The sequence below is a fragment of the Pseudomonas sp. X4 genome, assembly GCF_040784925.1.
Classification (GTDB): Bacteria; Pseudomonadota; Gammaproteobacteria; order Pseudomonadales; family Pseudomonadaceae; genus Aquipseudomonas; species Aquipseudomonas putida_Z.
The window spans coordinates 1-12,532 of record NZ_CP160798.1 but is presented as its reverse complement, the minus strand read 5'-3'; the positions used below and the strand labels follow the sequence as shown (position 1 = coordinate 12,532).

Below are 12,532 nucleotides of genomic sequence, written 5' to 3'. Positions count from 1 at the left end.
CCCTCGGCTTATCGCTCGATCTGGCGGTTCCAGCGCGCGTTCCATTCGGGGCGCTGGGTGTTGACCTGGTCCCAGTCGATGGTCACGGCAGTCTGCAGGTAGGTCTGCATGGCTTCGACCTGGCCACGGGTCTTGTCACTGGTAGGTGTGTTGGGGTTGGACGGGATCTGGTCACCCAGCTCCAGGGCCGGCGACTGCGCCTCGGGGCTGAGCAGGAACTCGGCGAGCTTCTGCGCAAGCTCCGGCTGGTCGTTGTTGGCCGTGACGCATTCGGCCTGGTTGAGCACCACGGCACCTTCCTTGGGCGCGGCGTACTCCACCGGGATGCCTTTGAGCTTCAGCGCCGTCACCTGGGTAGGGGTGAGCGGGAACAGCGCGGCTTCGTCGGTTTGCACCATTTCCGAGAGCTTGGCCGAGTTGGGGATGTACTCCAGCACGTTCGGGCCCACGTTCTTCTGCCAGGCCGTGAAGCCCGGGTTGACATCGGTATCGCTGCCGCCGTGCAGGCGGTTGTACATCAGGAAACCATGCAGGCCGAAGGTGGACGATGCCATCGACTGGAACACCACCTTGTCCTTGAAGCGCGGGTCGGCCAGGTCGTTCCACGAGGTGGGCGCTGCCCAGCCATTGGCCTTGAACAGGCGGCTGTTGTAGGCAAGCCCGGTCACGCCCAGGCTGACTGCGGCGGCCTTGTCCTTGATCAGGGCCTTTTCCGGCAACTGGGCCAAGGTCGGGTTGGGTTTGAGCGTGCTGCACAGGCCCATGCCGATGGCGCGGTACATGATGCCGTCATCCAGCACCATCACATGGATCGACGGCTTGTTCGGCGTGGCCTGGACCTTGGCGAGGATGTCGGCCGAGGTGCCGGGGACAATCACCACCTTCACGCCGTTGGCCTGCTCGAACTTTGGCAGGATATTGTCGCTGAACAGCCGTTCCATGGTGCCGCCGTTCATGCCCAGGTAAAGCGTGGGTTGGGCCATGGCGGGCAGGCAGGCGAACAGGCCGGGCACGGTGCAGAACAGGGCGAGCAAACGTTGCTTGTGCGTCATGACAGGTTTTCCTTGTGGTGGTTGGGCTGAAAGCGGTTGATGGAAAAAGCCGCCAGGCTGAGTGCCGGCGCGCCGTGCAGGATGCATTGCGCCAACGCTTCACCGGCAGCCGGGCCTATCTGGAAGCCGGCACCGGCAAAGCCGAAACCATGCAGCAGGCCGGGCTGGTGCAGGCTGGGGCCGAGCACCGGTTCGTCATCGGGCAGGTAGCCTTCGGTGCCGCTCCAGGTGCGAATGGCCTGGGCGCCGGCCAGTGCCGGGTACAGCTCGGTGGCGTTGCGCAGGATGTCGAGCACTGCGGCCTGGCCCGGGCGTGCGGTGGTCGGGGTAAGGGCAAAACCGCGCCCGCCGCCCAGCACGCAGTTGCCACGCGCCACCTGGCGGGCGTAGATGCCGCCGCCTTCGACCCCGGTGCTGGCGGTCATGAACAGCGGCAGCGGCTCGGTCACCAGCATGGCGGGGTGGGCCGCGGTCAGCGGCACCGGCTCGCCGAACTGCTCGGCCAGTTGCGCCGACCAGGCGCCGGCGCAATTCAACAGCCAGGGCGCCTTGAAGCCTTGGCCGCTGCTGGTGCTTACGCTGAAACGGTGGCCGTCGTGCCCCACCTCCAGCACCTTGCACTGCTCATGCACCTGGGCGCCGCTGCGCCTGGCCGCCTGGGCGAAGGCCGGTGACACCAGCCGTGGGTTGGCATGGCCGTCCTCGGGGCAGTACGAGGCGCCGACAGCGATATCGCCCACCCAGGGGAAGCGCTGGCGCAGTTCGCGTCGTTCAAGCAGTTGCAGGCGAAGGTCAAAAGCCTGGGTACGCCGGGCATAGGCCTTCAAGGCATCGAAGTCGGTTTCGCTGCGGGCCAGCTTCAGGTGGCCGCTGCGGGCGTATTCGCCATCGATGCCGATCCAATCGCGCAGATTCCCCCAGATGGCATGGGCGCGCATCGACAACGGCAGCTGGGCCAACGAGCGGCCCTGGCGGCGCACACCGCCGTAGTTCACCCCGCTGGAGTGCGAGCCGCAGAAGTCGCGTTCCAGCAATGCCACTTGCCGACCAGCGCGGGCCAGGGTCAAGGCCGCGCTGCTGCCGATGATGCCGCCGCCGACGATGATGGCGTCCACTTCGATCAACTTCATGGTTTTATCTCCAGGCCAAAGGGCAGGGGCTTGACCGGTGCCTGGCCACGCAGGCGCCCTACCTGGTCAATGGCCCGACCGCTTTCGCAGGCGATCAACTCGGCGGCAGCGGCACCGCACACGCGGCCCTGGCAGCGGCCCATGCCGACTCGGCACATGGCCTTGACCCGGTTGATTTCCCAGTGCCCGGCACGCACGGTGGCGCGGATTTCCCCGGCGCTGATCTGTTCGCAGCGGCACACGGTGAGCTGGTCCGGGGCTTGCCGGGCCCACTGCTCGGGAAATGGAAAGGCCTGCTCCAGCCCCTGGCGGAAGCGCTGCAAGGTGGCCAGGCGCCTTTCCAGTTGCTGCTGGCGCTGCGGGTTGCCGGGCTTGCCGAGGTCGGCCAGCAGTGTCAGGGCGGCCAGTTCACCGCTCATCTCGGCACCGTCGGCACCGAGGATGCCGGCACCGTCGCCTGCCAGGTACACGCCGGGGCTGGTGGCCCGGCCCTGGGCGTCACGTACCGGTAGCCAGGCGCGGTTGAGCGCGCTCCAGGCGAACTGGCAACCCAGCAGGTCGGCCAGTTGGGTTTCACTGCGCAGGGCGTGGGCGAATGCCACGGCGTCGCATGGCAGGTCGTGTTGCTGGCCATTGTGCAGCCAGCGCACACCGCTGGCGCGTTGCTCACCGTCGATACCCAGCAGGGTCACGCCCTGGTGCACCGGCACACCCTTGCGGGCCAGCCAGGCTCGGTAGTACAGGCCCTTGGCAAAGGTGCCCGGTTGCAGAAGCAGGCGCGGCAGGGCACGCACCTGGGCGCTGAACGGTGAGGTGTCGAGCACCGCGCTGACCGTGGCACCGGCCTTGGCGTACTGGTAGGCCACCAGGTACAGCAGCGGCCCGCTGCCGGCCAGCACCACCCGTTCACCGATCGCGCAGCCCTGGAACTTCAGGGCGATTTGCGCAGCGCCCAAGGTATAGACCCCAGGCAGGGTCCAGCCGGGTATCGGCAACACCCGGTCGGTGGCACCGGTGGCGACGATCACCCGGTCGAACGCCAGGCGGTCGGCCAGTTGGCCCTGTTGCAAGGTGTCCAGCACTTGCTGCTCGGCGTTCCATACCAGGGTGTCCGGGCGGTAGTCGACCTGCCCGCGCAGTTGCTCGAGGGTGGCGTGCACGGCTTGCGCCTTTCCTGCCTCGAAGCCGTACAACGCTTTGGCCGAGCGGCGAAAGTTGGCCGGCTGCTGGCGGTAGATCTGCCCGCCGCCGCGGCTGGCTTCGTCCAGCAGCACCGGGCGCAGGCCGTGGGCTACCAGGGTTTGCGCGGCGCGGATGCCGGCCGGGCCGGCACCGATGATCACGATCGCACTCATGGCTGACGCCCCGGGTCGCGGGTCACGCACTGGCCCGGTTCCAGAAAGGTCGAGCAAGCGCGTACCCGGCGGCCATCCTGCAGGCGTACCCAGCAGTCCTGGCAGGCGCCCATCAGGCAGAAGCCGGCGCGTGGTTCGGCGCTGAAGTCGCTGCCGCGCAGGTGCCCGGCATTGGTCAGGATGGCAGTCAGCAGGGTATCGCCGCTCATGCCTCTGGCCGGTTGGCCGTCGAGCAGGAAGGGCACAGGCTCGCGGTCGTGTTCGGCCACGCGCTTGAACAGAGGCATGGGGGCATTCCTTGTCATTGCTTGCCCACCAGCACGCGGTCCAGGCCATATACGCGGTCCAGGGCGACCATGGTCAGGGCGGTGACGGCGATCACCAGCGCCGAGACGGCGGCCATCATCGGGTCGATGGATTCGGTGGCGTATACGTACATGCGCACTGGCAGGGTCTGGGTGGCAGGCGAGGTGACGAAGATCGACAGGGTCACTTCGTCGAAGCTGTTGATGAACGCCAGCAGCCAGCCGCCGGCCACACCGGGCAGGATCATCGGCAGGGTGACCTTGCAGAACAGCGTGACCCGGCCAGCACCCAGGCTTTGCGCGGCCTGCTCGGCGCTGCGATCGATACCGATGGCTGCAGCCAGTACCAGGCGCAGCACGTAAGGGGTGATCACCACGACATGGGCGAACACCAGCCAGGCGAAGCTGCCATTGACGCCCAGCAAGGCGAACAGCCGCAGCAAGGCCACACCCAGCACCAGGTGCGGGATGATGATCGGCGACAGCAGCAGGCCGTTGAGAAAGCCTTGGCCGGGGAAGCTGTAGCGGGTGATCGCCAGGCCCGCCGGCACGGCGATCAAAGTGGCCAGCGAGGCAGCCAGGGCCGCGAGTTTCAGGCTGTTGTAGAACGCATCGAGGAAATCGGCATCGCTCGAACACGGCGCTGAACCAGCGCAGCGAAAAGCCGGCGGTGGGCAGGCTCAGGGTGTTTTCCGGGGTGAATGCCACCAGGCACACCACCACCAGCGGGGCGAGCATGAACAGCATCACCAGGGCGTGAAAGGAAAGGGCCAGCGGGCCGTTACGGGTCATCGGTTCAGACTCCAAGTGCGCGTTTGTAGCGGCGTTCGACCAGCCGGTTCCAACTGAGCATCACCAGCAGGTTGATCAGCAGCAGGGCCACGGCGATGGTGGCACCCATCGGCCAGTTCAGTTCGGCCAGGTACTGGTCGTAGATCATGGTGGCGACCATCTTCAGCCGGCGCCCGCCCAGCAGGCCGGGAATGGCGAACGAACTGGCGGCCAGGCCGAACACGATCAGCGTGCCCGACAGCACGCCGGGCATGATCTGTGGCAGCACGATGCGGCGGAACACCGTCCACTGGCTGGCACCCAGTGACAGCGCGGCTTGCTCGGCAGCCGGGTCGAGCTTCTGCAGCGAGGTCCACACCGGGATGATCATGAACGGCAGCATCACGTGGACCAGGCCGATGATCACCGCAAAGGGCGTGTACAGCAGCTTCACCGGCTGCCCGCCGAGGGCAATGATGCCCTGGTTGACCAGGGCCGTCGGCGCCCAGCAGCAGGCTCCAGCCGAAGGCCCGCACTACCACCGAAATCAGCAGCGGGGTCAGCACCAGGATCAGGAAGATCGAGCGCCACGGCGCGCCCATGCGGCTGAGCACCAAGGCCTCGGGGATGCCGATCAGCACGCAAAGCAGGGTGACCAGGGCGCTGATCCAGAAGGTGCGGAAGAAGATCTCGTAGTAGTAGGTGTCGGTCACCAGGCTCAGGTAATGGCCGAGGGTGTACTGGCCGGCCTGGATGCCGCTGCTGTAGTCGAACGCGTTGAACGACAGCAGCACGGTCAGCCCCAGTGGCACCACCAGCAAGGCCAGGAACAACAGCAGCGCCGGGCTGCTGAGGCCGTAGCCCCAGGCGCTGCTGCGCAGCTTTGCCGCGCTCATGCCGCCACCTCGCCAGCGTTCAGTACCCGTAGCAGGGCATCGTTCCAGTCCAGGCCGACCTGTGTGCCTTCATCCAGCGGTGTGTTGCCGTCGTTGGCACGCACCACGGCCAGGTTGCCCAGAGCGGTGTCGACCCGATACAGCCACTGGCTGCCGAGGAAGTAGCGGCAGCTGATGCGGCCTGCGAGCTTGCCGCTGCCGGCCGGGCCGAGGCTGATTTTTTCCGGGCGCAGGCTGAGGGTCAGCGGGCCCTGGGCATTCGCCTGCGGTTGCCCGCCGGGGCCGGTTACGCCGCGCAGGCGGTTGGCCTTGCCGACAAAGTCGGAAATGAAGGGCGTACCCGGGTGTTCGTAGAGGCGGTAGGGGTCATCTACCTGGGTGATGCGCCCGGCCTCCATCACCACCACCCGGTCGCTGATCGACAAGGCCTCGGCCTGGTCGTGGGTGACCATCAAGGTGGTAATGCCGACCTCGTTCTGGATGCGACAGATCTCGAACTGCATTTCTTCACGCAGGTGGGCGTCCAGGTTGGACAGCGGTTCGTCCAGTAGCAGTACCGGCGGTTCGATCACCAGTGCGCGGGCCAGGGCCACCCGCTGACGCTGGCCGCCGGAGAGTTCGCGCGGGTAGCGCTCGGCATGCTTGTCCAGACGCACCAGCGCCAGGGCCTGGTCGACCCTGCGGGCGATGTCGGCGTTGGCCACCTTGCGCATGCGCAGGCCAAAGGCGACGTTGTCGCGCACGGTCATGTGCGGGAACAGCGCGTAGCTCTGGAACACCACGCCCAGGCCTCGGCTGGCCGGCTTGGCGTGGGTGATGTCGCGGCCGTCGAGGACAATGCGGCCGCTGGTGACCTCGACGAAGCCGGCAATCATTTGCAGGGTGGTGGTCTTGCCGCAGCCCGAAGGGCCAAGCAGCGAGACGAACTCGCCTTTCTCGATGGCCAGTGACGAGCTGGCCACTGCCTCCGTGGCGCCATAGCGCTTGCAAAGCTTGTCGATCAACAGAAAGGTCATGGCTGTGCTCCATCGCAAACGGAACCGGGGTCAACCGGCAGTTTCAGGGTGGGCAGAGCGCCAGCGGCGAAAAGCAATGCTTTTACGGACGTTGGCGCTCGCTTCGTGGCGGCGGCCGATGTTGTGATATCGCCCTATGGACCGGAGAGTAGGGCAATGATTAGGATGGCGACAAAGGGTAATTTCACTGGGTGACAGCTATTTTGAAATTATTCCACTGAATGGAATTTTTAAGGATTGGACGAAAAATGGATTCCGATAATCGAAATGAGCAGGCCAAGGAAGTAGGTGTCAGTGCGGTGTCGCGTTTGTTCGCCGTGTTGCGTGCGCTGGGAGAATGCGGCGGCGAGGGCGAGAAGGTCAGCCAGCTGGCGCAGCGGGTTGGCCTGGCGCAACCCACAACCCACCGCTGCTGCGCAGCCTGATTGAAGAAGGCATGGTCGATCAGTGCGCGACCAGCAAGCGCTACCGGCTGAGCCTGGATTTTTTTGCCCTGGCGGCCAAGGCCGGGCAAGCCGGCAACCTGCGCGATGTGGTGCGCCCCAGCCTGCTGCGGTTGTCGGCCTCGCTGGGCGATTCGCTGTTCCTGCTGGCGCGCTCGGGGTTCGATGCGGTGTGCCTGGACCGCAGCGAAGGGCCATACCCGATCCGTACCTTCACCGGCGATATTGGCGGCCGTGTGGCCTTGGGGTGGGGCAGGGCAGCCTGGCAATCCTGGCCTTTCTGCCGGAGGAGGAGCGCGACGAGGTGATCCGCTACAACCTGCCGCGGCTGAAGGATTTCCACCATTACGACGAAGTCATGCTGCGCGCCGAAATCGACAATGTGCGCAGCCTCGGCTATGCCGGGCGCAATACCGGAGTGCTCGATGGCATGGCCGGCCTGGCGGTGCCGATCCTCGATCGTAACGGCCATGCGGTGGCGGCCCTGAGCGTGGCGACCATCAGCGACCGCCTGGGGCCCAACCGCATGCCAACCGTGGTGGCGCTGCTCAAGCGCGAGGCGGCGGCGATTGGCGAGCGGGTCAACCCGTTCGACCCGGTGCTGCGCCGGCCTTCGCATGTGTTTGGTTGAGCTGCAGGCCCGAGAACTCAGTACGCAAGCGGTGTGGGAGCGGGCGTGCCCGCGAAGAATCCAACGCGGTGCCTGGCACCGGCTCCGCCGGTGTTCGCGGGCGCGCCGCTCCCACAGAGCCTCGCTAAATCAATGAGTTATGTGTTGTTCTATGAGGGCGGGCGTGCCCGCGAAGAATCCAACGCGGTACCTGATCCCACCTCCTGCCTACTCCATCGCCTCGGCCACGCCCTGGTCCTCACCCAGGAACCCGCCGCTCTGGTGCTGCCACAACCGTGCATAAGTACCATTCTTCGCCAGCAGTTGCGCATGGGTGCCTTGCTCGATGATGCGCCCTTCATCCATCACGATCAGCCGGTCCATGGCCGCAATCGTCGACAACCGGTGGGCGATGGCGATGACGGTCTTGCCTTTCATCATTTCATCCAGGCTTTCCTGAATGGCCACTTCCACTTCCGAGTCCAGCGCACTGGTGGCTTCGTCCAGCAGCAGGATCGGCGCGTTCTTCAGCATCACCCGGGCAATGGCGATGCGCTGGCGCTGGCCACCAGACAGCTTGATGCCGCGCTCTCCCACCAAAGTGTCGTAACCGGTGTTGCCCTGGCGGTCGCTGAGCTGGCTGATGAAACCATCGGCCTGGGCATTGGCCGCAGCGGCGCGGATCTGCGCTTCGGTGGCATCTGGGCGGCCATAGGCGATGTTGTCGCGAATCGAGCGGTGCAGCAGCGAGGTGTCCTGGGTGACCATGCCGATGGCGCTGCGCAGGCTGTCCTGGGTGACCTTGGCCACGTTCTGCCCGTCGATGCGGATTTCCCCACGGTCCACGTCGTAGAAGCGCAGCAGCAGGTTGATCAAGGTGGACTTGCCAGCGCCGGAGCGGCCGACCAAACCGACTTTTTCGCCCGGAGCGGATGTGCAGGCTCAGGTCGTCGAGCACCTGGCGCTCGCCGTTGTAGTTGAAGCCGACCTTGTCGAAACTCACCGCGCCCCCCTTGGTTACCAGCTCGGCAGCGCCGGGCGCATCCGTTACCTTGGGGCCGCGGGTGAGGGTGGCCATGCCGTCCTGCACGGTGCCGATGTTTTCGAACAGCGAGGTTATCTCCCACATGATCCAGTGCGACATGCCGTTGATACGCAAGGCCATGGCGGTGATCGCCGCCACCGCGCCGGTGCCGACCTGGCCCTGGTGCCACAGCCACAGCGCATAGCCACCGGCAGCAATGATCAAGCCCACCACCAGCGCCTGGTTGACGATTTCGGAACTGGCTGACCAGACGCATCTGGCGAAAACCGGTCTGCTTGAAGTCCTCCATGGCTGCGCGCGCGAAGTGCGCTTCGCGGTTGGCGTGCGAGAACAGTTTCACCGTGGTGATGTTGGTGTAGGCGTCAGAAACCCGCCCGGTCATCGATGATCGGGCGTTGGCCTGCTCCTGGCCGACCTTGCCCAGGCGTGGCACGAAATACAGCATGGCCAGGCCGAACAGCACGACCCAGGCAATGAATGGCAGCATCAGTTTCAGGGCAAAGCCACCGGCCAGGGCAATGATCGCGATGAAGTACACCGATCCCGGGCAGGATCTCGATGAGGGTGAACAACACATCGCGTACCGCCAGCGCCGTCTGCATCACCTTGGTGGTGACCCGGCCGGAAAACTCGTCAGAAAAGAACGACAGGCTCTGGCGCAGCATCAGCCGGTGAAAGTCCCAACGCAGGCGCAGCGGCAAGTTGATCGCCAGTACCTGGTGCTGAAGCATGGTGCGCAGCGCCACCAACCCGATGCTGACCAGCAGGACGATACCGATGCCCCACAGCACCCGGGTTTCTTCGGGGCCGACGGGCACCGCCGGCCTGCCAGTCCGAGAGCAGGTCCACGACCTGGCCGAGGAAGGCGAACAGCCAGGCTTCGTAGATCGATACCCCGGCACTGAACAGCGCAAGCGCCAGGATGTAGCCGCGCGCGCCACGGGTGCAGGCCCACATGAAGCGCAACAGGCCAACTGGTGGCGGTGGTATCTCGTCAGGGGGGAAGGGGTCGAGCCATCGTTCAAAAATACGCAGCATGCTTGTCTCCGAAAATCAGCTTGTGCCTGGCGCTAACCATACAGATCACTCAGGCGTGCAGGGGTTCGTGCAGTGTCGTTCTGGCACTCGCTGACCGGCTTGCCGCTGTCCAGCGCTTCCAGCACGGTCCACCGCGTCGCCTGCTTCGCGGTGAACCCGCTCCCACAGGTACGGCGTAGGCTTCAGGCTCACGCTGTACCTGTGGGAGCGGCTTTAGCCGCGAACACCGGCAGAGCCGGTGCCATCCACCGCGTCGCCTGCTTCGCGGGCATGCCCGCTCCCACAGGTTCTGCGCGGGCTTCGGGCTCACGCTGTACCTGTGGGAGCGGCCGTGGCCGCGAACACCGGCGCAGCCGGTGCCATCCACCGCGTCGCCTGCTTCGCGGGTGAACCCGCTCCCACAGGTACGGCGCAGGCTTCAGGCTCACGCTGTACCTGTGGGAGCGGCTTTAGCCGCGAACACCGGCGTAGCCGGTGCCATCCACCGCGTCGCCTGCTTCGCGGGCTTGCCCGCTCCCACAGGTGCGGCGCAGGCTTCAGGCTCACGCTGTACCTGTGGGAGCGGCTTTAGCCGCGAACACCGGCGCAGCCGGTGCCATCCACCGCGTCGCCTGCTTAGCGGACATGCCCGCTCCCAAAGGTACGGCGTGGGCTTCGGGCTCACACTGTACCTGTAGGAGCGGCCGTGGCCGCGAACACCGGCGCAGCCGGTGCCATCCACCGCGTCGCCTGCTTCGCGGGCATGCCCGCTCCCACAGGTCCGGCGCAGGCTTCGGGCTCATGTTGTACATGAGGCAGCCTTGTGCTGCGAAGCGCTGCGCGGGCGGCGCTCGATCTCACAGGCATCAAACATCCCAGACATGTACCTGCTGCTAACAATTTTTTGCAATTCATTACATTTCTGCTTGATTTCATTTTGCCTCCTGCTGTAGAATTGACGGGTTCGGTTGTTCGTCAGTCATTTTGTTGTTTTTTTGACGCTATCTCATCGAGTTCCCTCAGCGGCGCATGTGCCCGCAGCCACCTCTCAGAGCCGTTTCAATCTACTTTTTCAGGAGGCTCCAGTGTTTTGACGAATGGAATGCCGTGGTTGGCTATTTCCGGCTTAGGCGCCGAAAGCAGGTGCCAGCTTCATGTGGCCAAGGATCTGTAGATGCTGGTTGGCCTGCGTGACAACGCAGAAGACGCCACCGTGCTATGCCGCCAGGTGGTCGGGGTTGCCCGAGCACGTTCGCGCAGCCCTGGTCGCCGATGCGCAAGCCATCGGTGATGTGCTGAAGTGCGGCTCGATGCCGCGCAGGGCCCAGCCGAACTGGCGCTGTACGAAGCCGACACTGCAAGCCGCCCGGCACCTGGTCGATGACCTGCCGCGTATCGACGCCGCCGGGCGTGTGCTGGTGCTGTTGGCGCCCGCCGACGTCTGGGGTGCCGGCAACGTCGAAAGCTGGTGCAACGCGCTGCGCCCGGTCCTGTTGGCCGAGGCCACGCGCTATTGCTGGTCATCAGCAGCGGCCAGAGTGCCGGGCTGGTAGAGCGCCTGCGGGCGTTCAACCAGGGCGTCGATGGCCTGGCCCAGGTGTACCGCGGCAAAGCTGGCGGGGTGCGCTAACCTGCAGCATTTCTGGAGCAACCCGCTCGGCAAGACCGGTACGCGCGATGTGGAACTGGCGCGGCTTGAAGCAGGCTTCGCTGGGCCGCCGGGCGAGCGCCGCAGGCCCCCAGCGACACCGGTGGCGACGAGCTGTTGTGCCTGGCCCGAAGCGCCCGGTACTGGAAGGTGCGCCAGCCTTCTGCCGAGCGGCACCGCTTGCAGGTCTGCGAGGAGCCTCGAGGAACTGGGTGCCAAAGAAGCTGGCAGAGGCGGTTTCCGCCACGGTCATCTTTGCCCATGGACGGCGGGCAGCGCCTGGATAGCCTGGCGCGCCAGTTGCGACCGCTTGCGCCAGTTGCGTGGCAGTGCTCTTGAAGCTGGTGGTGCGCGAGATGGCACCAACCCTGCGCTACCAGGACGAACAACTGCTGCTGGCCTGCGGGGCCAGCCAGATCGTGCCGTTCGGTGCCAGCCTGTCGCGCTTTCTGACCATGGTCGAGAGCATCCAGGGTTACCTCTGGCGCCGGCGCCTGCCCAGCGCTTTCGGGATGCCTTGCTCCTGCACGCCTGCAGGCCGCTGGCTATCTGCGGGCTGGTGGCGCCGCGCGCGTTCGCCGAAGCGGTGCAGACCATGTGGCACGGGGTGCGCAACGGCGAAATCGCCCACCAGTTGCTGGTGTTGCGCCCGGCCCTGGCCTGACCCCGCTGCAAGCCTGTTCCCGCACGGTGTTCCGCTCGGCGACGGCGACATCGCCTGCGTGGGTGGAAGGCGATGTGCTGTTCCTGTTCCTGTTCGCCTGCCGCTCCGAAGGCGTCGAGCAAACGCCTCTGACCACATACCTTCCAGTTGTCGTGGAAAGAGTTGTTCATCAGCCAGGAGGTGCTTGCCGGTGTCGACAGCCTGGCCACCCCCGGCTTTCCTCGACGACAGCGTGCCACAGCCACCCCGGCTCGACGCGGCGGCGCAGCTGCCCACCCAGGCCAGGCCGGCCCTGGCTCCGCGCCGGGTGGCCCTGTGCAGAAGCGGGAGTACGCAATGAACTTCGTGCAACTGCTGCAAGTGGTCGGCGTCACGGCGCTGGTCACCTTGGCGCTGGCCCTGCTGCTGTTGCGCCTGCGCGCCACGCTGCGGGCGGCTTCGGTTGCGCCGCCGCCTTCCACCTCGTTACCTGAAACCGCCGCTGGGCGTACGCCACCGCGCTGCACGCCAGGAACCCCGTAATGACTAATGTGCATCCGCCACCCTCCCGGTACCGGCCCGCCGGCCTGGACTGGGAGGG

At 65.8% G+C, this 12,532-nt stretch carries 8 protein-coding genes and 5 pseudogenes; 5 read left to right on the top strand and 8 right to left on the bottom strand.

All coding sequences use genetic code 11. The features are described 5' to 3' along the window. Positions 1-8: 8 nt before the first annotated feature. The 7 genes and pseudogenes from ABX298_RS00065 to ABX298_RS00035 form a co-directional block, all read right to left on the bottom strand. The gene (locus ABX298_RS00065) at positions 9-1,052 is read right to left on the bottom strand and encodes an ABC transporter substrate-binding protein (protein ID WP_013972112.1); all 1,044 of its coding nucleotides are present in this window, start codon (positions 1,050-1,052) and stop codon (positions 9-11) included. After that, positions 1,049-2,182: an FAD-binding oxidoreductase gene (locus ABX298_RS00060; protein ID WP_075045584.1), complete on the bottom strand. Its 1,134-nt coding sequence runs from the start codon at positions 2,180-2,182 to the stop codon at positions 1,049-1,051. Before ABX298_RS00060 ends, ABX298_RS00065 begins: the two co-directional genes overlap by 4 nt. Further along, positions 2,179-3,537: an NAD(P)/FAD-dependent oxidoreductase gene (locus tag ABX298_RS00055; protein WP_075045583.1), complete on the bottom strand. Its 1,359-nt coding sequence runs from the start codon at positions 3,535-3,537 to the stop codon at positions 2,179-2,181. The genes ABX298_RS00060 and ABX298_RS00055 overlap by 4 nt, the downstream gene beginning before the upstream one ends. Beyond that, on the bottom strand, positions 3,534-3,824 hold the full coding sequence (locus ABX298_RS00050) for a (2Fe-2S)-binding protein (protein ID WP_025339623.1): 291 nt from the start codon (positions 3,822-3,824) through the stop codon (positions 3,534-3,536). The genes ABX298_RS00055 and ABX298_RS00050 overlap by 4 nt, the downstream gene beginning before the upstream one ends. Before the next feature lie 14 nt (positions 3,825-3,838). After that, positions 3,839-4,634, bottom strand: a pseudogene (locus tag ABX298_RS00045) (ABC transporter permease). A gap of 4 nt (positions 4,635-4,638) precedes the next feature. Then, positions 4,639-5,509: pseudogene (locus ABX298_RS00040) on the bottom strand (ABC transporter permease). After that, complete coding sequence (locus ABX298_RS00035; RefSeq protein ID WP_085663317.1) at positions 5,506-6,525, bottom strand: ABC transporter ATP-binding protein; 1,020 nt, start codon at positions 6,523-6,525, stop codon at positions 5,506-5,508. Before ABX298_RS00035 ends, ABX298_RS00040 begins: the two are co-directional and overlap by 4 nt. A gap of 248 nt (positions 6,526-6,773) precedes the next feature. Between ABX298_RS00035 and ABX298_RS00030 the strand changes: the two are divergent. Beyond that, positions 6,774-7,599, top strand: a pseudogene (locus ABX298_RS00030) (IclR family transcriptional regulator). Between the two features lie 207 nt (positions 7,600-7,806). On the opposite strand, the pseudogene ABX298_RS00025 reads toward ABX298_RS00030, so the two are convergent. Beyond that, positions 7,807-9,661: pseudogene (locus ABX298_RS00025) on the bottom strand (ABC transporter ATP-binding protein). A 1,169-nt stretch (positions 9,662-10,830) separates the two neighbouring features. On the opposite strand from ABX298_RS00025, the gene ABX298_RS00020 reads away from it, so the two are divergent. The 4 genes and pseudogenes from ABX298_RS00020 to bcsF all read left to right on the top strand — a co-directional run bounded on the left by ABX298_RS00020 (position 10,831) and on the right by bcsF (position 12,474). Further along, the gene (locus tag ABX298_RS00020) at positions 10,831-11,193 is read left to right on the top strand and encodes a hypothetical protein (protein WP_367393908.1); all 363 of its coding nucleotides are present in this window, start codon (positions 10,831-10,833) and stop codon (positions 11,191-11,193) included. 451 nt (positions 11,194-11,644) lie between these two features. Next, positions 11,645-11,731 (top strand): annotated as a pseudogene (locus ABX298_RS00015) (BcsE family c-di-GMP-binding protein); the annotation flags it as partial. A gap of 74 nt (positions 11,732-11,805) precedes the next feature. Continuing rightward, positions 11,806-11,952 (top strand): hypothetical protein, encoded by a 147-nt coding sequence (locus ABX298_RS00010; RefSeq protein ID WP_367394496.1) that lies wholly within the window; start codon positions 11,806-11,808, stop codon positions 11,950-11,952. A gap of 336 nt (positions 11,953-12,288) precedes the next feature. Continuing rightward, positions 12,289-12,474: a cellulose biosynthesis protein BcsF gene (bcsF, locus tag ABX298_RS00005; RefSeq protein ID WP_367393907.1), complete on the top strand. Its 186-nt coding sequence runs from the start codon at positions 12,289-12,291 to the stop codon at positions 12,472-12,474. Positions 12,475-12,532 lie beyond the last annotated feature (58 nt).